Below are 21,162 nucleotides of genomic sequence, written 5' to 3'. Positions count from 1 at the left end.
GCCCGGGCCGTCATACAGGAAATTCGAAGATGTTTGATTTCATTCGCAAGCACACCAAGTGGACAATGGCGTTGCTGTTTTTGCTGATCGTGCCGTCCTTCATATTGGTTGGCATGAACAGCAACCCTTCCGCCGAAAAGGGCCGTGTGGTGGCCAAGGTGGATGGAGTCGAGATCACCCAGCCTGAGTGGGATCGTGCGCATCTCGGCGAAGTTGACCGTCTGCGCTCTTCCATGCCGACGCTAGATGCAAAACTGCTCGATACCCCCGAAGCGCGCTATGCCACGCTAGAGCGCATGGTTCGTGACCGCGTCATTGCCGTGGCTGCTGAAAAGCTCAAGCTTTCCACCAGCGACCAGCATCTTGCGCGCGAATTGCAGAGCAGCCCCGAGATTGCTGGCTTGCGCCGCGCCGATGGTTCGCTTGACATGGAGCGCTATCGCCAGTTGCTCGGCGCTCAGGGTTTGAGCCCCGAAATGTTTGAAGCCAATGTGCGGTCTGACCTGTCCCGGCGTCAGGTGCTGGCGGGTGTGACTGGCAGCGGCCTGGGTTCCAGTGTGGCGGCTGACCTCGCATTGAACGCTTTTTTTGAAAAGCGGGAGATCCAGCTTGCGCGTTTCAATGCTGCTGATTACGCCGCAAAGCTGAGCCCCTCGGAGTCCGATATCGAGCAGTTCTACAAGGCCAATGAAAAACTTTTCCAGGCGCCTGAGCAAGCCAGCATCGAGTACGTTCTGCTCGACCTCGACACGGTGACAAAGGGTATTGCGATCAATGAAGCGGACCTCAGGACGTATTACGAGCAGAATGCCAGGCAGTTGACTGGCGCGGAAGAGCGTCGCGCCAGCCACATCCTGATTACTGCTCCAGTCAGCGCACCGGCCGCACAGCGCGAGGAGGCGAAGGCCAAAGCCGAGGCACTGCTTGCAAGCGTTCGAAAAGCCCCAGATAGCTTTGCTGACTTGGCCCGAAAAAACTCCCAGGATCCGGGTTCCGCGCCCAGCGGTGGCGATCTTGACTTTTTTGGCAAGGGTGCCATGGTCAAGCCATTCGAAGACGCTGTTTTTTCGATGCACAAAGGTGACATCAGCGATGTGGTCGCGTCTGATTTTGGATACCACATCATCAAGCTGACCGACATCAAGGTGCCCAAACAACGCAGTTTTGAAGAAATGAAGTCCACGCTTGAAGTGGACCTGAAGAAGCAGCAAGCACAAAAGAAATTCTCTGAAACTGCTGAAGCTTTTTCAAATGGCGTGTACGAGCAGTCAGACAGTTTGAAGCCGGTGGCGGATCGATTGAAACTGGAAATTAAAACCGCTGGCAATGTATTGCGTCAGCCAGTTGCAGGCGTAGCCGGTCCGTTGGCCAATGCCAAGTTTCTCAATGCGCTGTTCTCGCCTGATTCAATCGAGAAAAAACGTAATACCGAAGCCGTTGAAGTAGGTTCCAACCAGTTGGTGTCAGGGCGAATCGTTCAATACACCCCGGCGCGAACCTTGCCTTTGGCCGAGGTTAAAGTCAGCGTGCGCCAGCGCTGGCTGGTGCAGCACGGTGCCGAAGAAGCCCGCAAGGACGGAACGGCCAAGCTTGCGGCCTGGAAGGCAGCACCTGCTACCGCGTCCCTGGCCGCGCCGATACTTGTGTCGCGTGAACAGAGCCAGCAGTTGCCGGCGGCGCTTGTCGATGCTGCGCTGCGTGCCGATGCAAGCGCTTTGCCCTCTTTTGCAGGCATTGACCTGGAGGCTCAGGGCTATGCAGTCGTCATGGTCAACAAGGTCGTGTCACGTGATCCGCCGGCTGACGACGCAGTCAAGCAAGAGCGCAACCAGTACGGCCAACAGTGGACATCTGCCGAAACGCTGGCTTACTACAACGGTCTGAAGGATCGCTTCAAGGCAGAAATACTCGTTGCAAAGCCTGTAGTTAACCAGCAAAATGCGCAAGCTGCCCCAGGCAGGTAAATCACGCTCTCTTTGCCGCTATAATTAGATTCTCCGGTGGCTGTAGCTCAGTTGGTAGAGTCCAGGATTGTGATTCCTGTTGTCGTGGGTTCGAGCCCCATCAGCCACCCCAGTGTTTATAAAGAAACCCTGCTATCAATTTGATAGTTGGGTTTTTTCTTTTATGGCGCTTTTAGGCAATCTCTAGGCAACTTGCCCGAGTAGGCCTATTCAAGGCTTGCATGCCCCGCTTGGGATGTACCCCGTACCAGATGTGGGTAGCCGTGGCGGCCGTATGAAGCCACTGTAGGCGAGACGCCACGCGCAGGCCCGAGTCATCGACATGCACCACCGCTGCCGCATGCACGCTTTACACGATAGCCTGCCGCGTGGGCGCCAGCGCCTGCGCCGCCTCATGCACCCACTGCACCAGCGTGGCTGGCGAAATGCACAGCCCCTACAGGTCTTTGATGAGTTCGTCCGCGCTCGCAAAGGGCAGGAACTGGCCCTGCGTCAGATGCATCGCCAGCGCCCGCACGTCCGGGCCGTATTGCGCGACTTCACACACTTAGCACTCAGCAATAAATAACATTGCAGTTTTTTATGCTGCCGTGACGCGGGCGCAGCGTGTAGTTCCACTTCGGGCATACGGCATCGGCTTCAAGATCAAGAGCGCGCATTTGTTCATCTGAAATGCGCTCACCGATTTCGTTGCCGCCCCGTTTGAGCAGGGCACGCACCTTCAATCCAGCCTTTGTCACCGTGCCAGCGATGTAATTGAGCATCGTCTCAAACGTGCGCAGTGGCACGCCTGCCCAATTCATGCTGATGTAACTAAAGAGGCGATGTTCGATCGGATTCCACTGGGAGCAACCAGTGGGGTAGTGGCATACCGTCACCTCCAGGCCGCATGCGTCGCACAATTGCTCTTGCAACTGGGCTTTCCACACGCGCGAGCGACAGGTGTTGGAGCCGCCTGCATCGGCCAGGATCAAGAGTCTGCGTGCTTGCCCATAGCATCGTCTTCCTATCATGGCCCACCAATCGACGATGGCGTCGACTGCAAAGCGCGGCGTGTCGAAACAGTCGCCCACGCAGACAAAGCCAGCGTTGGCCGTCACGTCGTAAATGCCGTATGGGACAGCTTGTCCAGTAGCGTCCTGCGGCCAATCGTGGATCAGTACCGGCTCGGCGTTTTTGCACCAGGTGCACCCGTTGTTTTTGAAGTTGCCGATCAGCTCTTTTTTTTAGTGTCTACACTGATGATGGGATCGCCCGCTGCTTGAAAGTCGTTGCGTTTTTCAGCAATATGCTCGAACTGCATATTGCGCTCTGGTGGTGAACTGCGTGCGTTGGCGCGCCGTGCATTGCGTTTGGGCGAGTAGCCCTTTTGCCGAAGAAGCTTGGCAATCGTGGGCCGGCTGGCGGGGTGTCCGGCTTCAGCCAGTTTGCTACTGAGGTGCTGCAGCGAGCTGCGTTTTGCCATCGCCCGCTGACCCATCGGGTCGCCTGCTGTCTCGCTTGCCAAAAGCTCCTCCAGCGCAGGCTCGAGCACTGGATCGCGCGTCTGAAGCGTAGGTCGCCCTCCGCCGGGAGCACGCAGCTGCGTGCGCGAGCATGGTGCCAGATCGGCTTGCAACTCCTTCTCGCCGCGCCGGATGGTCATCAAGCTCAAGCCGGTGATCTGCGAAACCAGACGTCGTCCGCCGTGACCCATCCGGCCCGCTTCGAGTGCGGCAAACCACCGCCTCTGCGGCTCGTTCAGGCGGCTTATGAAAACGTTGATTTGATGGTGATAGCTTTGGTCCGGATGCGGCAAGTCCGACAGGCACTTTTGACATTTGCATGCATGTACAGTGAAAGAAGACATGATCGACTCCTTCTGCAACAGGAGTCATTATTAATACTGCTCAAAACCGTATACGCCTGTAATGCTATTTTGTTTGCTGCTGAGTGCCTAGCGGTAGTTTGTTGAACCATTTCATCCCCTGTTCTGTCCAAGTGACAGGAGGGTCCAGATCATGTCTGCTCGTCTTTCATGTCCTCCTGCACCAGGACCATTGGAGGCTTACGCGGTGCAGTTCGATCCCTTGCTCAAGACGCCGGCCCAGCGCCATGGCTTTCGCACCTACCTGTCGGGCTTGCTGCTGCCGCGAGACCGGTCCAAGACACTGACCGCGCTGGTCGGCGCCGAGCCTCTCGTCCAGGCCCAGGCAGCGCAGGTGCAGCGGCTGCAGTTTTTCCTGTCTGAGGCTGCCTGGGACGCCGAAGCGATCAATGCCAGGCGCCTGGCGCTGCTGGTGGCCGAGCCGGCGACGGCACCTTCGGCCACAGGCGTACTGGCAATTGACGACACGGGGGATCGCAAGGACGGCAGTGCCACCGACCACGTGGCGCGCCAGTACCTGGGCTCGGTGGGCAAGGTCGACAACGGAATCGTCGCGGTGACCACGCTGTGGGCCGACGAGGCGCATTACTACCCGCTGCATGTGATGCCCTACACGCCCGAGAAGCGGCAGCCAGAGGGAAAGCGGGATCCGGCGTTTCGCACCAAGCCGCAAATCGCGCTGGAGCTGGTCGAGCGCGCGCAGGCCGCCGGCATCGCGTTTTGCGCCATCGTGGCAGACTGTTTTTATGGCGACAACAATGGGCTCGAAACCGCGCTGCTCACGCGCGGTCTGCCCCATGTACTGGCGCGCCGCGGCGCGCCCGGGCGCGGCTGGGCGCCAGCCGAGGCGGACCATTCGTTCAGGGATGCGGCGCGCTCGCTGCCGCTGCGCGCCTGGCAGCCAGTGATTCGCCGCTTCCGGGATGGCCACACCGAGCGCTGGTGGGCCGCCGAGCTCACACTGTTCGGCTATGGCCCGCTCAAGCCGGTGCGGGCGCTCTGCGCCACGACCGACCGGCGCGCGTTGCCGGAGCTGTCGACCTGGTATTTGACGACCAACCTGCCCGCGCCTGTGGCCGAGATTGTGCGCATCTACGGCTTGCGCAACTGGATCGAGCAGGGCTACAAACAGATGAAGGACGAGCTCGGCTGGGCCGACTTCATGGTTCGCAGCGACCGGGCGATCCGCCGGCACTGGACGCTGGTGTGCTGCGCATTTGCCTTTTGCTGGCGGCATCACGCGTTGCAAGCGCGCGCAGACGACTCGCCACTGCCTGGTATCCCCAAAGCGCCGCCCGGGGCGGGAAAAAAAACCGGCCCCGTCAAGGCGCTGCCGTGCTGGCCGCGCCTGCTGCGCGCGGTTCGCGCCTGGCTGACCCCGGCGTACTGGCTGGCGCGCTGCTGGCGCGCCTTTGCCAGCGCGCCCCCGCCGGCCGAACTCGCCGCGTTGCTCGGCGCCCTGAACGCCGGCCACGGGATTAACCTCTACCTTCGGATTTAACAAACTACCGCTAGACGCAAATAAACCCATTGTCTACAACGCCAAACTGCTGGCCTGCGCGGCCCACTATGGTTTTGTACCTCGGGCATGCCAGCCCTACCGGGCGCAGACGAAGGCGTGGACTTCATACTGCACCTTGTGTTGACGGTTGAGCGGGAATAAACGAAGCGCAGTGGCTGGTGTACCGGCCACCGACGCCGCGCACCAGTTGACCACCGTTTGGTGGCTCGTACAAGCAACGGTGGTGGTTGCCGTACAGGTGGCGCGCCAGCACCCCTTTGCGGCCGAGCTGATGGATGGTGGTCGACGACACACCGAGCTGCTCGGCCATCTCCTGGCCCGTGAGCATGCCGTGCGCTCGCAGCCGTTCGAAACGACTGCGCAATCGGTAGGCACGGCGAACGGACATGACCGTTCTCGACGTGAACGACTGCCCCTTCCAGTTGCGGTGGCCCTGTTCGTTGAGCCTGGCGGCGACCTGCCTGTCCGTTGAGGCATCGAGCCATTCATCGATGAGCTTGACGACTTCGCAGGGCGTTTTGCGGATCTGCGCGATGGGGCGTGGCTTGTCCACGCTCAGGCTCTGGGTATGCCCGCCGCGCCAGCGTACATGAACGGCAATGCTGGGGCCGGCCACAAGCGTCACGTCCTCGACCAGGAGCGCGAGCATGCGCTTGCGTTCCTGGGCGCTGGTCCGGGCATCGTTCCAGACGCGGGGAAAGTCGCTTGTCAGCTCGGCGATCCGCTGGCGCGCCGCGTCGTCCAGTTGGGTTTCATCGCTCTGGCGTTGGCGATCTTGAAGTTGTTGCAAGGCATCGAGTTCGCGTAGGCGATGGTTCCAGTCGGCCTCCAGCGCATCGGCTACCAGGCGGTTGTCCGGATCGACCTTGGCGTAGCGGCGCCGGGCCAGCTCGGCTTCGTAGCGTGCGCGCTCGAGCTGCGCCTGGCGCCGCTCGGCGGCCTGCCCGATGCGCTGGGCAATTTCGTCCTGCACGGCCAGCGCCACCTCGATCGCTGCGGGCGCCACGGTCTGCAGCAGCAAGGCACTCACCGCGGCATCGACCGCCGGTCCGTGGACGGCCTGGCATGGCTTGCCGGCACGGCGCACCACCTCTTCGCTGCAGCGGTAGTAGGCACGAAGCCCGGCGCCAAGCGCCTCGTAGTGCACGCGCATGCGCGCACCGCACTTGCCGCACAGCACGCGACCCTGCAGCAAGGCCTGACCTTCGCGCGGCATGCGACCGCGCTCCCCGGGTGCAAAACCCAGGTTCTGACGCAGCCGCAGCGCATTGCGCTCGAACTGCGGCCAGTCGATGTAGCCCGGATGGGCGTCACGGATCAACACCTTCCAGTCCTTTTGCCCGACGACGCGCTGCACCGGATGGAGCTGTGCGTTGCATCCGGTGCGCGAGCGCCCGTAGACGAACGCGCCGGCGTAACGCGGGTTGTGCAGGATCTGCAGCACCCGCGAGACGTCAATCGACCCCCACAGCAGATCGCCCTTGCCGATTCCTCGGCGGATGCGCCGGGGAAACAGCACCTGCTGAGCGCGCAGACGCCGCACCACGGCGCAGGCCGAGCCGACCGCGTCGAACACATCGAAGAGCAGCCGCACCGTGTCCTGGACCTGGCGGTCCGGGTCGAGCACGACCCGGCCGAGGCCGTCGTACGTCAGGCCGATCGGCAAGGGTATCTCCAGCTCCCCGCGGCGAGCTTTGTTGAGAATGCCGCCTTGCAGGCGGGACCTGAGGATATGCAATTCAGCCTCACTCATGGTGCCCTTGAGGCCCAGCAGCAAGCGGTCGTTGAAGTGGGCCGGGTCGTAGACCCCGTCCTCGTCGAGGATCAGCGTATGCGACAGCGCGGCCAGCTCGAGCAGACGGTGCCAATCGGCGTTGTTGCGCGCCAGGCGCGAGACCTCCAGACCCAGCACGATGCCGGCGTGGCCCAGCGCCACCTCGGTGACCAGGTGCTGGAAGCCGTCACGGCCCTGCGCCTGCGCGCCGGACTGGCCCAGGTCGCTGTCGATGACATGCACGCGCTCGATGGGCCAGCCCAGCGCGACCGCGCGCTCGCGCAGCGCGTACTGGCGCTGGGTGCTCTCGGTGTTCTCGAACACCTGGCGCAACGAGGATTGGCGCACGTACAGGAACGCGTCGCGGCGTAGATGGTCGGCATCGATCTTCAAGGCGGACTCACTGGGCATGGATCACCTCCTGTCTGTAAGGCCAGCACCATGTCGGCCAGCAAACGCACGAGCTGGCGATCGGGCGTGCCGGTGGGGGTCGCCGCTGATGGCGGCGACACGGTCGGTGAAGGCAGTGGCAATGGCGAGGCTGCCGTCTCGAGCAGTACCCCAAGCCCTCGCCACATGCCGTGAAAGACGATGGCGCCCACGGCGTCGGGGCGCGCCTGGCCGGCCATCACGTCGGCGCGAATGCGCTCGTATGCCGACGCGGCTTGCGCGGGCAGACCCTTTGCGCAGCACACGACAGCCGCCGATGTCAGCGTTTTTTTTTGCGTGTCATGGCCCGCTCGATGCTGCGCGGGTGCACCTTCAGGCCCAGCTGGCTGAACACCACCCGGGCCATCTCGCGCGCCTGCATCGGGGCGCCCGGGCGATGGTGCGACTCGATCACGCCCATCACCTCGGCAGTGAGCTTGTGCGCCGACTTCGGGCCGCGCGGCTGCGGCAGCAAGCCGGCCACGCCGCCCTGCTCGAACGCGGCTTCGGCCTGATAGAAAGTCGGGCGCGACAGGCCAAAAAGACTCGCCGCCTCGGCCTTGGTGACGCCGTCCTGGCGCGCGTGGCGCAGCATCTCGTATTTGACCTGCACCAGATCGTTGGCGTCGAAGAAGCTCCCCGGCTGGAACCAAGCGGCCTGCACTCGCCCAGGCTGTGCGTTGAGGACGCCGGCCTGGCGCAGTCGATCGAGCTTGGGGGTGGTCTTGGTCATCGTCTAAAGGCGACTTGTGGTGTAAATAATAATATGCCGCTGGCTGCGTGGCGTCAAGGCAGCCATGACCTCCTACTCCTGTGGATGCTATTGCCCAGAAAGAAACCAAGACACCTGAATCGGTGGTTATTTCGGCAACGCCATGCCATGCGGCATTAATGCCTTTACAGATGCGGCAAAATTTACTTGACACGGCGAGGCCTCCTCAAGTGCTGGGTCCTGATCTCGTCGATCAGCGCTGCAAGCCTGAGGAGATCGTCCGAACGAAACGCCGCACGACCAGCGGCTGCCTGCGTGCAAACGTCCGGCGGGTCGATGTCGGTCCACGCCGCAGGCAGCGAACGCAGCCGGCCTTGGGCGTCGAAGTACATCACCCGATCCTCGCCCCAGTTTCGCTTGCGCGTGGCCAGCACAAAGCGCTGGCCACGCCAGGGATGAAAGGGATGCGTGACTTCGATCTCTATGCACGCTCCAGTGGCCGGACAGCCGGCAGTTCTGGACCTATGAGAAAGGCAAAGTCGAGCGCCCGTATCGCTACATCCTGGCCGACTTCTTCATGGCGCGCGCGTTTGCCGATCTGACGGACATGAACGCGCAGCTGCGCCAGTGGCTCGACGCGGTCGCCAATGCGCGCGTGCACGGCACGACCGACCGGGTGGTAGCCGAGCACTTCGCCCAGGAGCGGCCCGCCTTGCAGCCGTTGCCCGGCGGGCGCTTCGATGCCGTGCTGCGCATGGAGCGGCGGGTGAGCAACGACGGCTGCGTTAGCGTGGGCGGCAACTATTACAGCGTGCCCGACGGCACCCGCAGCCGCGTGCTGGAGGTGCAGACCACGCCCTGTCAGGTGCGTATTCATGAGGAGGGCGAGCTCATTGCCACGCACGCCTTGCTGCAAGGGCGCAAGCGCCGCTCCGTGCTGCCCGGGCATCGCCAGCTGCAGCGCGCTGCACGCCACCAGGGCGGGAAGAACAAGCCTGGCGTGACGCCGGGCCTGTCGGTGGCCACGCGGCCCCTGGGCGTGTACGAGCTCGTGGCCCGTCACCTGGGAGCACAGCGATGGGCGCTGACACCACCGAGCAAATCCGTCGCCATCTGGTCGGCCTGAAGATGCCCCGGGCCCTGGAGGCGCTGCAGGCGACGCTCTCGCGTACCGAGCAGGGCGAGTTCAGCGCGCTCCAAGCCATTGAATCGCTGTTGGGCGAGGAATACTCCACGCGCGAGAGCCGGCGCATCAAGATGGCCTTGCAGACGGCCCGGCTGACCACCGTCAAGACGCTCTCCGGGTATGACTTCGGTTTCCAGCCCAGCCTGGACCGCAACCGGATACTGGCGCTGGCCGAACTCGGCTTTGTCGAGCGGCGCCAGTGCGTGCATTTCCTGGGGCCGCCCGGTACCGGAAAAAGCCACCTGGCCATTGCCCTGGGGGTCGAGGCCGTCAAGGCGGGCAAGAGCGTGTACTTTGCAACGCTCGCCGAACTGGTGGATTCGATGCGCAAGGCCGAGCGCGGGGGGCGCCTGCGCGAGCGGGTCAAGTTCCTGAGCCGCTACAGCGTGCTCATCGTCGACGAAATCGGCTATCTGCCGGTGGGCTCGAGCGGGGGCAATCTGTTCTTCCAGCTCGTCAACGCCTGCTACGAACGCTGCGCCATGATCATGACGGGCAACCGCGGCTTTGGCGAGTGGGCTGATATTTTTGGGGACGCTGTGGTCGCCAGCGCCTTGCTCGACCGCCTGCTGCACCACGCGGTGGTGGTGCCCATTGAAGGCAATTCGTACCGCCTGCGGGAGCACGCCGCCTTGATTCCCGAGCACCTGCGCAATCGACCGCCCTTGCCAGAACCAGCGCCGCCATCCAAACGCCGGCCTGCCCAACCCCAAAAAGAGTCCTCGCCGTCCATGCCGGGCTGACCGCCCATCCACCACAGGGGTGGGGAAATTTACTCCGGCCAAATGGGGAAATTTCAACCGGTATTGACACCTTGCCGCGCCGATGAACCTGCGCATCGCTATTGGACAGCGTCGCCTGGCAGACATCGCAGCGCTCGGGCGGTGCTTGCTGGACGACGATGTCTGGCGTGTCTGTTTGTGCCAACGTCTTGCCCGCATGCGCGGCCTGCCCGCCCGGCTTCTTGCCTGGGGCCACGCGCAGCGAGGTCGTCTTCTTCGATCCATCGGAGGATGGCGGCTTGCTGGAGTTCTTGCTGTTCTTGGACGCCTGCCCTTTGAGCTCCTTGATACGCAAACGCAGTCTTTCAACTTCGTTTGTCAGAACCTCAACTTGCCCTTGCAGTGCTTTGGCTTTCTCGTCCATGGCCTGGAACGTCAGGTCGGCGGTGGCGTTGGGGTTTTGCACGGGTTCGAGTTTGACATAACCCCTCATGTCCTGAAATTCAGGAGATCTGAAAAGTCACAAAAAAAAGTTTCTCGAAAGCTATTTTTCTTATAGCTAAGAAACCTTGCTCTATAAGCGCAAGCCTGATTTTTTATCAATATTTCAAAGCTGTCTGCGATGTCAGCCTTCGGGGTCTTGCCGCAGCATAAATATCCGCTGGCAGCATGCCGTGCGGTTCATTCCCGAGGCCGTGCAGCCGTGCCGGTTTGGGCTTGCCCGGTTGTCATCCGAAAGCTTACAGGGACAGGGCTTGGCGGCCTATAAACCGCTGGGCTGGCGTGCTGGAAGATCAAGGCAGTGAATAAATCAACCCCGGAATGAAGGCAGGCCAACCATGAACAAGTCGCTTTCAGCTGTTTCAGTTCCAGTCGGCCAGCCCGCAAGCCTGGCGGCCGAACGCAAAAAACCCTTTCAAGGCGGTCAGACAGCCAAGCGCGAGGAGCAGAGGATTCCCGGCTTCCGCGTACGTCAGTCCGGAAAACTGCACTCCAGATTTGCCGGCTACATGGCTTTTGGCGCGGCTGTATTCGTCTCGATGATTGCTGCGGCGACCGTTGCCAGCCATGACGTTCCCCTGATGCTTGGAGGTTTTTAAAATGAATGTTTCCGCAGACGCCCGTGACCCCAAGGCAATACAAGCCGACGCTTCGCCTGCCAATCCGAACATGGCCGGCCACGCCGCCACGGTGCTTGACCAACAAGCCAGTTCCGGCGCTGAACCATTGGCCCCACGCCACAAGCCGGGCGGCGAGGAGCCTGGTATGGCACTGGAACCCGACCTGCCTTCAGACGGCCGCGACGCAGTTGGCGAGGCCATGATCCGCGACTTGCCGCAACGTCCCGAGTTGAGCGAGCCGCCCAGTCAACCCCATCCGTCCAACCAGGCAAGCTGAAAGCAATATATGGCCACCAACCCTAACGTCCCTCCGCCCGAACCGGTCCAGCCCTTGTCCACGCCGCCGGAACCCGGCGAAGTCCAGCCAACGCCGATGCCGATGATTCTCCCGGCGGGCATGGGCTGCCACTGAGCGCAAAACCGGACCTTCGCGACCTCCAGAAATTCTGTAGTGAAAAGGTCCCATGCGTCTTGAGCGCCGTGGCTGAAGGTGTGGCGTTTTAAGAATTTTCCTAGGTCAATAGCAAGAACTTCCTACAAGGCAGATCAGTGGCGTTGCTTAGAGTCAATCCAAGACATGGAACGCTGTTGCTGGCTGTTTTTCACGGTCAGAGAGTTGCCCGCCATGCAAGGACGCCATCATGAAAGACTACAAGCCCGGCAGCGAGCGTGAGGCAAAACCCTCCAGAAGCCATCCGGAGCGCCCGGACAACGGCTCCAGGGGCTGGAAAGAACAGGGGCCAAACTCCGGGCCCTGGAAAGACAATCCGCACAAACGGCAAAGCTTGGCACGTCACGCGTGGTTAATCAACTGAGCGGTTCTGCTTGCTCTGGAAAACAGGGCGAATGGTCGCCCGGACAGGTTGATTGGTGTACAAGTTCCAGCGGCCAGAGTCGATGGTTGGAACCTGGAACTTAAAACAAAAAAGGCGCCTGAAACGTCCTTTTTGCTGGGTCAAACTGGCCTTTAGCGCTGCTTGCTGCTCGCCTGGCCACCCTTGCGACCCGCCGCGCGCGCTTCTTCGGACGTGAATTCATGGGCGTTTCCGCTCTGGTGCGCGGCCCTTCCACCTTCCCTGGCAATTTCACGCTGACGTTCAGGGTTCATGGCCGCAAAGCCACGTTCGGATTTTCCACCCTGCTTGCCAGCGGCTTTGCTGTCTTGTTTGCTAGTTGCCATTTCAATATCTCCTTTGGGGGTACGCCTTGAAAACCTGCAATCCATGCAAGCGCTTCATGGATGAAAGTGACTCGCCGCCATAGCTTGTCACATTTTTATTTTTTCTGCTATTTTTGGCAATTTTGTCAGTATTAACTCGACTATTTATGTAGGACAAGAGGAAGTAAAGGCTTCAGTTTTGTCTTCATCCTTGCCCGTGGCTGGTCCCCGGCCAAGGGGGCAACGCGAAAAATCCCTACATTTCATGAGGCATGTGTCTCATGCCCCATTTTGAAGGCCAGCAGCTAAATTGACCTTTGGCTGACAGTCAGCCGCTCTCACCTTTCAAAGGAAAACTGATATGAACGCATCGACACTGAAAACTGGAACCGCTGCGGCGCTTGCGCTGGCCGCTGCGCTGGCACTAGCTGGCTGCAACAAGAAGGCAGACAATGCAACCCCTGCGACGCCGGGATCTTCTTCAACCAGCCCCTCCACCGGTACAGGATCGATGGGCAACGGCTCTGCCATGCCACCAGCCAGCGCCGCCAGCGGCAGCGGCGGTTAAGCCCTTAAAAAACCCGGCGACACGCACTTCGAGAAAAAGCCCCATGCGCAGCAGGCGCTTGGGGCTTTTTTCGATGAAGCCGCTGCCTTGGCGCGTCAGCCCTGCGCCATGGGCCGGTTCGGGTCCTTGCACCAGTCGCTCCAGCTGCCGGCATACAGCGCGGTGCGTCCCAGGCCGGCAAGTTCCATCGCAATCAGGTTGGGCAGTGCGCTGACGCCGCTGCCGCAATGGTGGACCACGGTAGCCGGGTCGCGCTGCCCCAGCAAGGCGGTGAATTCAGCCTTTAGCTGCTCGGCGGGCTTGAATTTTCCGTCGGGCGTCAGGTTCAGTGTGAAAGGGCGATTGAGCGCGCCCGGGATATGGCCGGCGACCGGGTCGAGCGGCTCGACCTCGCCTTTGAAGCGCGGCGTGGATCGCGCATCGATCAGGGTCTGGGCGGGGCGTCCGAGCTGGCTGGCAACGGTTTGAGCGTCCACCAGCCGGGCGTGCTCAGGGCCGGTCAGGAAGTTCGTCTGGAAATGGGCGGGTTCTTCGCCGCTGTTAACCGGGTAGCCTGCTGCCTGCCAGGCCTGCAGCCCGCCATCGAGCACGGCGACGTTTTCATGGCCGGCCCATTTGAGCATCCACCACAGGCGGCCGCAGTAATTGGCGCCATTGCGGTCATAGACGACCGCCTGCATTTCATTGCCCATGCCGACGCTGGACAGCCAGGTGGCGAATTTTTCGCGGTTGGGCAGCGGATGGCGTCCGCCCGAGGCCGGCGCGTCGGCGCCTGAGGCGGTGATCAGCCCATGCGCGCCGGGCACACCGTGGCGGGCAGTGAGGGCGGTTTCCAGATCGGCGTAGATGGCGCCGGGAATATGCGACTTGAGGTAGTTCTGCTCGCCCGCGTGCGGCTGCGTCAAATCAAAACTGCAGTCGAAGGTGCGCAGGGGCTGGCCGCTTTTCATCAGTGACTGCAGTTGCTCGGCCGAGATCAGGGTGGTGTGGTTGGTCATCAGGGTTCCTTGGGTAGCGGACTCAATGTTCTTCGGCCGGCGCATCGGGCGCCGCGCGGGACCGCAGCATCGTGGCGGCGACGGCGCTGACGATGATGAGCGCCATGCCGGCCCAGCCCGTCAGGGGAATATTGTCACCAAAAAGGACCAGGCTGTAGAGCGCGGCGAACACAATTCCCGAATATTGCAGGTTGGCGACCATCAGGGTGCTGCCATGGTTTTTCGACATCGAATAGGCCTTGGTCATGGCCAGTTGCCCGAGCGACGCCAGGATGCCGATGGGCGGCAGCCATAGTGCTTGCTGCCAGCTCCAGGCCGATGTGCCGGTCAGCGCCATGCCCAGTGCGCCCGCGACCGCCGTGCCGACGCCGAAATAAAACACCGTGCGGATTTCGGGCTCGCCCAGCCGCGAGATCGCCATGACCTGCATGTAGGCAAAGGCCGCACCCAGTCCAGACAGCAGCCCGACCAGGCCGGCAAAGCTCTGGTTCTGGTCCATGGCGGGGCGCAGCAGCATGACCACGCCCGCGAAGCTTGCCAGGATCGCCAGCACCAGCGGACCCTGGTTCGGGCCTTTCCTGCCCGGCTTGCCCAGCATCAGCGCGCCGCCCACCAGAAAGGCGGCAATCCATACGCTGCTCATGTAGTTCAGCGTCATGGCGGTGGCCAGCGGCAGGTGGGCAATGGCGTAGAACCAGGCCGACAGCGACATCACGCCGATCACGCTGCGCCAGGCATGCATGGCCGGGTAGGCGGTGCGCAGGGAGGTGCCATGCACCCGCGCATACAGCGACATGAACGCAATGCTGACCACGCCCCGGTAAAACACCAGCTCGGCGCTGTTGAAATGCTCGGCGGCAAACTTGACGCACACGCCCATGGAGGCGATCAGGAATGCGGACAGGACCATCCAGACGGCTTGCATCGCTTGATTTTCGGATTTTATGGGTTAAAAAGGTCTTTTGCGCATGCCCGGCGTGCATAAGCTGCTATGTAATAAATAGCAGTATGGAGGCGGGCGCAACGCCCTCAGATCATCTGGGTGGTTTTGCTGGCGCCCATTTCACGGCGATACCACTCGTGAAAGTGCTGCATGCCGTCTTCCATCGGGCTCTGGTAGGGGCCGAACTCGTTGTCACCGCGCTGCATCAGCGCCTTGCGGCCGGCGTCCATGCGCAGCGCGAGTTCATCGTCCTCGACGCAGGTTTCCATGTAGGCGGCCTGCTGGGCTTCGATGAATTCGCGCTCGAAGGCGCAGATTTCTTCAGGGTAGAAAAATTCCACCACATTCAGCGTCTTGTCCGGCCCCTGCGGGTGCAGCGTGCTGACCACCAGCGTGTGCGGATACCACTCGACCATGATGTGCGGGTAGCAGGTCAGCCAGATCGCGCCGTACTTGGGCGGCTGGCCGTTGCGGTACTGCAGCACCACGTCGTGCCAGAGCTTGTACACATCGGTGCCGGGCTTGCCGAGCTTGTCGGACACGCCCACGGTCTGCACAGAATAGCTTGGCGCCAGCTCCCAGCGCAGGTCGTCGGTGGTGACGAAGCCGCCCAGTCCGGGATGGAAGGGGCCGACATGGTAGTCCTCCAGATAGACCTCGATGAAGGTCTTCCAGTTGTAGTTGCACTCGTGAATATGCACCTTGTCGAGCTGGTAGCCCGAAAAATCAAGGTCGGCCATGTGGCCCAGCCCCGCCATGTCGGCGGCGATGTTGCGGCCGGTGTCCTCGAACACCAGGCCGTTCCAGGTCGTGGTCTTGTAGCGGTTCAGGTTCAGGCAGGGATCGACTTCAAAGTGCGGCGCACCGATCAGCTCGCCCGAGGTGTTGTAGGTCCAGCGGTGCAGCGGGCAGACGATGTTGCTGCCGGTGTTGCCACGGCCCTGCAGCATGGTGGACTGGCGATGCCGGCAGACGTTGGAAATCAGCTCGATACCCGAGGCGTTCCTCACCAGTGCGCGGCCATCGCCCTCGTGCGGCAGGGTGTAGTAGTCGCCCAGGTTGGGCACGGCCAGTTCGTGGCCCAGGTAGCGCGGTCCGCGCGCGAACAGTTTTTGCTGTTCGCGCTGGTAAAGCCCGGCGTCGAAATAGCTGAAAATGGGGAGCTGGCTGGTGGCTTGCAACAGCCGGAGGCTTTTATTGGGCATCGGTTTCTCTCAACAGGCCGCCGCAGCCGGTGGGTAACGGTGTAAAAGCCAGGTGAACAAGCAGGCTGGAAGCAGCCTGCGGAAAAAAAATTAGGGCGAACTCGCCATGAGTATGGCCAGTTTCGGTATCGAGAATGGTTATCAAGTGTACCCGCGCGCCATTCCTACAAGAGCCCTTCTGCAGCCAGCGGGATAATGTGTCGCTGCCCGGCTTTGCGGGCGCCCGCCTCCAGAATCACCGCAAGCCTTTAAAATCCAGTTCCACAATCCTAATCACATGGCCAAAAGCTCCGCTTCATCTACTGCATCACCGCTTGCCCCGGACGCCAGCGCCACGCCGCTGCCGGCATTGCCTGCGACCTACGAGGCCGCATTGCAGGAGCTCGAAGGACTGGTCGCCCGGCTGGAGTCCGGTCAGTTGCCGCTGGACCAGCTGCTCACGGGCTACCAGCGCGGCGCGCAGTTGCTCAAATTTTGCCGTGACCGGCTCGAAGCGGTCGAAAACCAGATCAAGGTCCTCGAAGGCACCGAACTCAAGCCCTGGACCCAGGCGTAAATCCTGTTCAGGCTCAAATGCACCAGCCCATGCTTTGTCCTTGCCCGCAGCGCTGTCGGCCAACGGGCGCCGGGCTGGCTTGAATTGAAAACATCCCCATGTTCCCTGTTATCAACGGCGTCACCGCCCCAGCGCAAAAGACCACTGAATTGAACGCTCCCGAACACCTTTCCCTGTTTGACCTGGGCGCCTGGAGCACCGGGCAACTCGCCGCCATCGAGCACGCACTGTCCCGCTGGGTTGCCAGCCCGGCCAATGCACCGGCGCCGGCCGGGCTTGGCGATGCCATGCGTTATGCGGTGCTCGACGGCGGCAAGCGGCTGCGTCCGCTGCTGGTGATGGCTGCCTGCGATGCCGCCAACGGCAATGCAGCGGTGGCCTTGCGCCCGGCCTGCGCGGTCGAACTGATCCATGCCTATTCGCTGGTGCATGACGACATGCCGTGCATGGACAACGACGTGCTGCGCCGTGGCAAGCCCACGGTGCATGTGCAGTTCGGCGAGGCGCAGGCGCTGCTGGCCGGCGATGCCCTGCAGGCGCTGGCGTTTGAACTGCTGACCCCCGACGACGCATCGGTCGATGCCGGCACGCAGGCGCGCCTGTGCCGCCTGCTGGCCCAGGCCGCCGGCTACCAGGGCATGGCGGGCGGGCAGGCCATTGACCTGGCCAGCGTCGGCATGCCTTTGAGCTCGGCGCAACTGCACGAGATGCACCGCCTCAAGACCGGCGCGCTGCTGCAAGCCAGCGTGATGATGGGCGCCGCCTGCGGCAGCGCCTCCCCGGCGGCACTGGATGCCTTGCGTAATTACGGCGCTGCTGTCGGCCTGGCGTTCCAGGTCGTCGACGACATCCTGGACGTGACGGCCGACGCGGCCACGCTGGGCAAGACCGCCGGCAAGGATGCCGCGCAGGACAAACCGACCTTCGTCTCGCTGATGGGGCTGGAGGCTTCCCGCTGCTATGCGCAGGAATTGCTGGCCAAAGCCCTGGACAGCCTTCAGGCCAGCCAGCTTGTAAATACCCATGCCTTGCGGGCGCTGGCCGACATGCTGGTCAATCGGCAGCATTAGCCCGGCCCCGCCATAAAGGAAATACACCACGATGTACTCATTGCTTGAAACCATCAACAGTCCGGCTGACCTGCGCAGGCTCCCGCGCGCACAGCTCAAGACGCTGGCCGATGAGCTGCGCGCCTATGTGCTCGACAGCGTGTCCAAAACCGGTGGGCATTTAAGCTCCAACCTGGGGACGGTCGAGCTGACCGTGGCGCTGCACTATGTCTTCAATACGCCCGACGACCGGCTGGTCTGGGACGTGGGCCACCAGACCTATCCGCACAAGATCCTGACCGGCCGGCGCGAACGCATGGCCAGCCTGCGCCAGTTCGGCGGCCTGTCGGGCTTTCCGCGCCGCGACGAGAGCGAGTACGACACCTTTGGCACGGCGCATTCATCGACCTCGATCTCGGCGGCGCTCGGCATGGCGCTGGCCTCGCAGTTCAAGGGCGAGGACCGCAATGCCGTGGCCATCATCGGCGATGGCTCGATGAGCGCCGGTATGGCGTTCGAGGCCATGAACAACGCCGGCGTGCACGACGACAGCCGGCTGCTGGTGGTGCTCAACGACAACGACATGAGCATCAGCCCGCCCGTGGGCGCCCTGAACCGCCACCTGGCCCAACTGATGAGCGGGCGCTTTTACGCCTCGGCCCGGCAGGTCGGCAAGAAGGTGCTGCAGGTGGCGCCGCCGCTGCTAGAACTGGCGCGCCGGCTCGAAACCCATGCCAAAGGCATGGTCGTGCCCGGCACGCTGTTCGAGAACTTCGGCTTCAACTACATCGGGCCGATCGACGGCCACGACCTGGAATCGCTGATTCCCACGCTGGAAAACATCAAGCATTTGATGGCCACTGGCGCAGGGCCGCAGTTCCTGCATGTGGTCACCAAGAAAGGCCAGGGCTACAAGCTCGCCGAAGCGGACCCGATTGCCTACCACGGCCCCGGCAAGTTCGATCCAATCATGGGCCTGCAAAAGTCCAGCACGCCCGCCAAGCAGACCTTCACCCAGGTGTTTGGCCGCTGGCTGTGCGACATGGCCGAGCACGACCCGCGTCTGGTCGGCATCACGCCGGCCATGCGCGAAGGCTCGGGCATGGTGGAGTTTCACCGGCGCTTTCCCAAGCGCTACCACGATGTCGGCATTGCCGAGCAGCATGCGGTGACGTTCGCCGCCGGCATGGCCTGCGAGGGCCTCAAGCCCGTGGTGGCGATTTACTCGACCTTCCTGCAGCGCGGCTACGACCAGCTGATCCACGACGTGGCGCTGCAAAACCTGCCGGTGGTGTTCGCGCTGGACCGCGCCGGGCTGGTCGGTGCCGATGGCGCAACCCACGCCGGCGCCTACGACATTGCGTTCCTGCGCTGCATTCCCAACATGAGCCTGGCCTGCCCGGCCGACGAGAACGAATGCCGCAAGCTCTTGAGCACCGCATTCGAGCAGAATTCGCCGGTCGCCGTGCGCTATCCGCGCGGGGCCGGAGCGGGCGTCGAGCCCGAGGCCGGTCTGAAGTCGCTGCCCTTTGGCAAGGGCGAGGTCCGCCGGGAAGGCCAGGGCATTGCAATCCTCGCCTTCGGAACGCTGCTTTATCCGGCGCTGCAGGCGGCCGAAAAACTCGGTGCGACGGTGGTCAACATGCGCTGGGCCAAGCCGCTGGATACCGCGCTGCTGCTGAAGATCGCCGCCAGCCATGAAGCGCTGGTCACGGTCGAAGAGGGCGCCATCATGGGCGGCGCGGGCAGCGCAGTCGGTGAGGCATTGCAGGCGGCAGGCGTCCTCAGGCCGCTGCTGCAGCTAGGCCTTTCGGACGAATTCATCGAGCATGGCGACCATGCCCAGTTGCTCGCCTTGCAGGGCCTGGATGCCGCCGGCATCGAGGCAGTCATCCGCAAGCGTTTCGACAGCATCAAGTTGCACGAACCGCTGGCCAAGGTGGTACTTAAATCAGTGGCCTGACCGAACCGTTTAATCCTTGCGAAGCGTAGGCGGACTGCCCGCATGCGCCAGGTTGCTGTCGCATCCCTCTTTTTGCACCTTTCTACGGGTAACAACGGGGCTCAAGCTGTACAAAAACTGACAAAATAGCAGGCAGGCCATTACCTGCGGCCATCGTGACTGTCAAGGGCATTGCCGCAAGAAATCTTGGGGGCTGACCGGCAGGCAACTACGAAACAAGCAATCGTTAACCTTTCAAAAAGAGAGTATTCATGGATCGTCGATCACTCATCAAAAATGCTGGCATTGCCGGTGTGCTGGCTGCGGGCGTTGCGCCTGCGGTTCATGCCCAGGCAGCCGTTCGCTGGCGCCTGGCATCGAGCTTTCCCAAATCGCTTGACACGATTTTTGGCAGCGCGGAAATGCTTTCCAAGACCGTCAAGGCGCTGTCGGGCGGCAAGTTCGAAATCTCGGTTCATCCTGCCGGCGAACTGATGCCCGCCTTTGGCGTGGTGGATGCGCTGCAGGGCGATACCATCGAAATGGCGCAAAGTGCAGCTTACTATTTCACTGGGAAAAACCCGATCTTTGCCTTCAGCTGCGCTGTCCCATTTGGTCTGACCGCACGCCAGAACGATTCCTGGAAGCAGTATGGCAATGGCCGCAAGCTGTTGGATGCCTTTTTTGCCCAATACAACTTCCGCACCGCCAGCGCTGGCAACACCGGCACGCAGATGGGTGGTTGGTACCGCAAGGAAATTAAGACTGTGGCCGACCTGAAGGGCCTGAAGATGCGTCTGGGAGGTGGACTGTTCGGCGAGGCCATGGCCAAGCTGGGCGTGGTGGCGCAGAACATGCCAGGTGGTGAGATATATCAGGCTCTTGAAAAAGGCACGCTGGACGCTTCCGAGTTCGTCGGTCCCTACGACGACGCCAAGCTGGGCTTCAACAAGGTAGCTCCGTTCTACTACTATCCTGGTTGGTGGGAAGGCGGCGCCGACCTCGAGTTCTTTATCAACAACAAGGCTTACGCCAAGCTGTCGGACGAGAACAAGGCCATCCTCGACGCAGCGACCACCGTGGCGGCGCGCGACATGACAGCCAAGTACGACGCCTATAACCCCATTGCCCTGAAGAAGCTCGTCGCCGAGAAAACCCAGCTCAAGGCTTTTCCGAAGGCCGTCATGGATGCTGGCTTCAAGGCTTCGATGGAAGTGTTTGAAGAGCACAGCGGCAAGTCGCCAGAGTTCAAGAAAATCCACGATGACATGCGCGCCTTCCAGCGCGACCAGATACTCTGGAACCGCTTTTCCGAGTACCCCTTCAACCAGTACATGAGCTCTGTCAAGATCTGAGTTTGCCCACTCCTGCCGTTTTACAGGCAGGAATAAAAAAAGCCGCCCCAGGGCGGCTTTTTTTTATGGGGCCGGACAGGCATCGCAAAG

At 61.9% G+C, this 21,162-nt stretch carries 19 protein-coding genes, 1 tRNA gene and 4 pseudogenes; 14 read left to right on the top strand and 10 right to left on the bottom strand.

Annotation, left to right across the window (positions count from 1 at the left end; genetic code table 11):
* The first annotated feature begins 29 nt into the window (after positions 1–29).
* The gene (locus EC86_RS0108915) at positions 30–1,964 is read left to right on the top strand and encodes a SurA N-terminal domain-containing protein (RefSeq protein ID WP_029525310.1); all 1,935 of its coding nucleotides are present in this window, start codon (positions 30–32) and stop codon (positions 1,962–1,964) included.
* Between the two features lie 36 nt (positions 1,965–2,000).
* Positions 2,001–2,076: transfer RNA gene (locus tag EC86_RS0108910), tRNA-His, on the top strand.
* A gap of 442 nt (positions 2,077–2,518) precedes the next feature.
* Here the strand turns inward: EC86_RS0108910 and EC86_RS27000 are convergent.
* A pseudogene (locus tag EC86_RS27000) lies at positions 2,519–3,429 on the bottom strand (ISAzo13 family transposase).
* A gap of 535 nt (positions 3,430–3,964) precedes the next feature.
* Between EC86_RS27000 and EC86_RS0108895 the strand changes: the two are divergent.
* Positions 3,965–5,332 (top strand): IS701 family transposase, encoded by a 1,368-nt coding sequence (locus tag EC86_RS0108895; protein WP_198026770.1) that lies wholly within the window; start codon positions 3,965–3,967, stop codon positions 5,330–5,332.
* 124 nt (positions 5,333–5,456) lie between these two features.
* On the opposite strand, the gene EC86_RS0108890 is transcribed toward EC86_RS0108895, so the two are convergent.
* From EC86_RS0108890 to EC86_RS0108880, 4 genes are all read right to left on the bottom strand, one after another.
* Complete coding sequence (locus tag EC86_RS0108890) at positions 5,457–7,538, bottom strand: recombinase family protein (protein WP_029525308.1); 2,082 nt, start codon at positions 7,536–7,538, stop codon at positions 5,457–5,459.
* Positions 7,517–7,822, bottom strand: a complete 306-nt coding sequence (locus EC86_RS27675; protein WP_198026769.1) for a hypothetical protein — start codon at positions 7,820–7,822, stop codon at positions 7,517–7,519. Before EC86_RS27675 ends, EC86_RS0108890 begins: the two co-directional genes overlap by 22 nt.
* 14 nt (positions 7,823–7,836) lie before the next feature.
* Positions 7,837–8,289, bottom strand: coding sequence for a helix-turn-helix domain-containing protein (locus tag EC86_RS0108885; protein WP_029525307.1), 453 nt, complete (start codon positions 8,287–8,289; stop codon positions 7,837–7,839).
* A gap of 182 nt (positions 8,290–8,471) precedes the next feature.
* Positions 8,472–8,747, bottom strand: a complete 276-nt coding sequence (locus EC86_RS0108880; protein ID WP_198026841.1) for a DUF5372 family protein — start codon at positions 8,745–8,747, stop codon at positions 8,472–8,474.
* Positions 8,748–8,797: 50 nt separating this feature from the next.
* Here EC86_RS0108880 and EC86_RS0108875 point away from each other — a divergent pair.
* Together EC86_RS0108875 and istB are read left to right on the top strand one after the other, a co-directional pair.
* Positions 8,798–9,394 (top strand): annotated as a pseudogene (locus tag EC86_RS0108875) (Mu transposase domain-containing protein); the annotation flags it as partial.
* Positions 9,346–10,197 (top strand): IS21-like element helper ATPase IstB, encoded by an 852-nt coding sequence (gene istB / locus EC86_RS0108870; protein ID WP_029525304.1) that lies wholly within the window; start codon positions 9,346–9,348, stop codon positions 10,195–10,197. The pseudogene EC86_RS0108875 and the gene istB, both read left to right, overlap by 49 nt.
* Before the next feature lie 247 nt (positions 10,198–10,444).
* Here the strand turns inward: istB and EC86_RS30540 are convergent.
* Positions 10,445–10,600: pseudogene (locus tag EC86_RS30540) on the bottom strand (DUF6444 domain-containing protein); the annotation flags it as partial.
* Between the two features lie 415 nt (positions 10,601–11,015).
* Between EC86_RS30540 and EC86_RS0108860 the strand changes: the two are divergent.
* The 4 genes from EC86_RS0108860 to EC86_RS28700 all read left to right on the top strand — a co-directional run bounded on the left by EC86_RS0108860 (position 11,016) and on the right by EC86_RS28700 (position 12,112).
* Positions 11,016–11,276, top strand: coding sequence for a hypothetical protein (locus tag EC86_RS0108860; RefSeq protein ID WP_029525302.1), 261 nt, complete (start codon positions 11,016–11,018; stop codon positions 11,274–11,276).
* A 1-nt stretch (position 11,277) separates the two neighbouring features.
* Complete coding sequence (locus EC86_RS0108855; protein ID WP_029525301.1) at positions 11,278–11,574, top strand: hypothetical protein; 297 nt, start codon at positions 11,278–11,280, stop codon at positions 11,572–11,574.
* Positions 11,575–11,583: 9 nt separating this feature from the next.
* Positions 11,584–11,709 carry a hypothetical protein gene (locus EC86_RS30360; protein WP_269635696.1) on the top strand — a complete coding sequence of 42 codons (126 nt, stop codon included), beginning with the start codon at positions 11,584–11,586 and terminating at the stop codon, positions 11,707–11,709.
* Positions 11,710–11,938: 229 nt separating this feature from the next.
* On the top strand, positions 11,939–12,112 hold the full coding sequence (locus EC86_RS28700) for a hypothetical protein (protein ID WP_156955266.1): 174 nt from the start codon (positions 11,939–11,941) through the stop codon (positions 12,110–12,112).
* Positions 12,113–12,267: 155 nt separating this feature from the next.
* Here EC86_RS28700 and EC86_RS0108850 read toward each other — a convergent pair.
* Positions 12,268–12,477: pseudogene (locus EC86_RS0108850) on the bottom strand (KGG domain-containing protein); the annotation flags it as partial.
* Positions 12,478–12,817: 340 nt separating this feature from the next.
* Here EC86_RS0108850 and EC86_RS28695 point away from each other — a divergent pair.
* Positions 12,818–13,024 (top strand): hypothetical protein, encoded by a 207-nt coding sequence (locus EC86_RS28695; protein ID WP_156955265.1) that lies wholly within the window; start codon positions 12,818–12,820, stop codon positions 13,022–13,024.
* A gap of 95 nt (positions 13,025–13,119) precedes the next feature.
* Here the strand turns inward: EC86_RS28695 and EC86_RS0108845 are convergent, their stop codons facing one another.
* The 3 genes from EC86_RS0108845 to EC86_RS0108835 all read right to left on the bottom strand — a co-directional run bounded on the left by EC86_RS0108845 (position 13,120) and on the right by EC86_RS0108835 (position 16,170).
* Positions 13,120–14,022, bottom strand: a complete 903-nt coding sequence (locus EC86_RS0108845) for a sulfurtransferase (RefSeq protein ID WP_029525299.1) — start codon at positions 14,020–14,022, stop codon at positions 13,120–13,122.
* Between the two features lie 22 nt (positions 14,023–14,044).
* The gene (locus tag EC86_RS0108840) at positions 14,045–14,947 is read right to left on the bottom strand and encodes a DMT family transporter (protein WP_029525298.1); all 903 of its coding nucleotides are present in this window, start codon (positions 14,945–14,947) and stop codon (positions 14,045–14,047) included.
* Between the two features lie 104 nt (positions 14,948–15,051).
* Positions 15,052–16,170 (bottom strand): aromatic ring-hydroxylating oxygenase subunit alpha, encoded by a 1,119-nt coding sequence (locus tag EC86_RS0108835; RefSeq protein ID WP_029525297.1) that lies wholly within the window; start codon positions 16,168–16,170, stop codon positions 15,052–15,054.
* Between the two features lie 277 nt (positions 16,171–16,447).
* On the opposite strand from EC86_RS0108835, the gene xseB reads away from it, so the two are divergent.
* The 4 genes from xseB to EC86_RS0108815 all read left to right on the top strand — a co-directional run bounded on the left by xseB (position 16,448) and on the right by EC86_RS0108815 (position 21,072).
* Positions 16,448–16,726 carry an exodeoxyribonuclease VII small subunit gene (gene xseB / locus EC86_RS26025; RefSeq protein ID WP_029525296.1) on the top strand — a complete coding sequence of 93 codons (279 nt, stop codon included), beginning with the start codon at positions 16,448–16,450 and terminating at the stop codon, positions 16,724–16,726.
* Positions 16,727–16,824: 98 nt separating this feature from the next.
* Positions 16,825–17,796 (top strand): polyprenyl synthetase family protein, encoded by a 972-nt coding sequence (locus tag EC86_RS0108825; RefSeq protein ID WP_198026767.1) that lies wholly within the window; start codon positions 16,825–16,827, stop codon positions 17,794–17,796.
* Positions 17,797–17,827: 31 nt separating this feature from the next.
* Positions 17,828–19,738, top strand: coding sequence for a 1-deoxy-D-xylulose-5-phosphate synthase (dxs, locus tag EC86_RS0108820; protein WP_029525294.1), 1,911 nt, complete (start codon positions 17,828–17,830; stop codon positions 19,736–19,738).
* Positions 19,739–19,989: 251 nt separating this feature from the next.
* Positions 19,990–21,072 carry a TRAP transporter substrate-binding protein gene (locus tag EC86_RS0108815; RefSeq protein WP_029525293.1) on the top strand — a complete coding sequence of 361 codons (1,083 nt, stop codon included), beginning with the start codon at positions 19,990–19,992 and terminating at the stop codon, positions 21,070–21,072.
* Positions 21,073–21,162: the final 90 nt, after the last annotated feature.

Origin of the sequence: Polaromonas glacialis (assembly GCF_000709345.1) — a bacterium.
Lineage (GTDB): Bacteria > Pseudomonadota > Gammaproteobacteria > Burkholderiales > Burkholderiaceae_C > Polaromonas > Polaromonas glacialis.
Note: the sequence above shows the minus strand (reverse complement) of the source record. Positions and strands in the feature narration are given on the sequence as shown.

What these genes read in the sequence shown, in the direction of transcription:
- EC86_RS0108915 (WP_029525310.1), top strand. Translation starts at nt 30, where the DNA reads ATGTTTGATTTCATTCGCAAGCACACCAAGTGGACAATGGCGTTGCTG.
- EC86_RS0108895 (WP_198026770.1), top strand. Translation starts at nt 3,965, where the DNA reads ATGTCTGCTCGTCTTTCATGTCCTCCTGCACCAGGACCATTGGAGGCT.
- EC86_RS0108890 (WP_029525308.1), bottom strand. Translation starts at nt 7,538, where the DNA reads ATGCCCAGTGAGTCCGCCTTGAAGATCGATGCCGACCATCTACGCCGC.
- EC86_RS0108885 (WP_029525307.1), bottom strand. Translation starts at nt 8,289, where the DNA reads ATGACCAAGACCACCCCCAAGCTCGATCGACTGCGCCAGGCCGGCGTC.
- istB (WP_029525304.1), top strand. Translation starts at nt 9,346, where the DNA reads ATGGGCGCTGACACCACCGAGCAAATCCGTCGCCATCTGGTCGGCCTG.
- EC86_RS0108860 (WP_029525302.1), top strand. Translation starts at nt 11,016, where the DNA reads ATGAACAAGTCGCTTTCAGCTGTTTCAGTTCCAGTCGGCCAGCCCGCA.
- EC86_RS0108855 (WP_029525301.1), top strand. Translation starts at nt 11,278, where the DNA reads ATGAATGTTTCCGCAGACGCCCGTGACCCCAAGGCAATACAAGCCGAC.
- EC86_RS30360 (WP_269635696.1), top strand. Translation starts at nt 11,584, where the DNA reads ATGGCCACCAACCCTAACGTCCCTCCGCCCGAACCGGTCCAGCCCTTG.
- EC86_RS28700 (WP_156955266.1), top strand. Translation starts at nt 11,939, where the DNA reads ATGAAAGACTACAAGCCCGGCAGCGAGCGTGAGGCAAAACCCTCCAGA.
- EC86_RS28695 (WP_156955265.1), top strand. Translation starts at nt 12,818, where the DNA reads ATGAACGCATCGACACTGAAAACTGGAACCGCTGCGGCGCTTGCGCTG.
- EC86_RS0108845 (WP_029525299.1), bottom strand. Translation starts at nt 14,022, where the DNA reads ATGACCAACCACACCACCCTGATCTCGGCCGAGCAACTGCAGTCACTG.
- EC86_RS0108840 (WP_029525298.1), bottom strand. Translation starts at nt 14,947, where the DNA reads ATGCAAGCCGTCTGGATGGTCCTGTCCGCATTCCTGATCGCCTCCATG.
- EC86_RS0108835 (WP_029525297.1), bottom strand. Translation starts at nt 16,170, where the DNA reads ATGCCCAATAAAAGCCTCCGGCTGTTGCAAGCCACCAGCCAGCTCCCC.
- xseB (WP_029525296.1), top strand. Translation starts at nt 16,448, where the DNA reads ATGGCCAAAAGCTCCGCTTCATCTACTGCATCACCGCTTGCCCCGGAC.
- EC86_RS0108825 (WP_198026767.1), top strand. Translation starts at nt 16,825, where the DNA reads ATGTTCCCTGTTATCAACGGCGTCACCGCCCCAGCGCAAAAGACCACT.
- dxs (WP_029525294.1), top strand. Translation starts at nt 17,828, where the DNA reads ATGTACTCATTGCTTGAAACCATCAACAGTCCGGCTGACCTGCGCAGG.
- EC86_RS0108815 (WP_029525293.1), top strand. Translation starts at nt 19,990, where the DNA reads ATGGATCGTCGATCACTCATCAAAAATGCTGGCATTGCCGGTGTGCTG.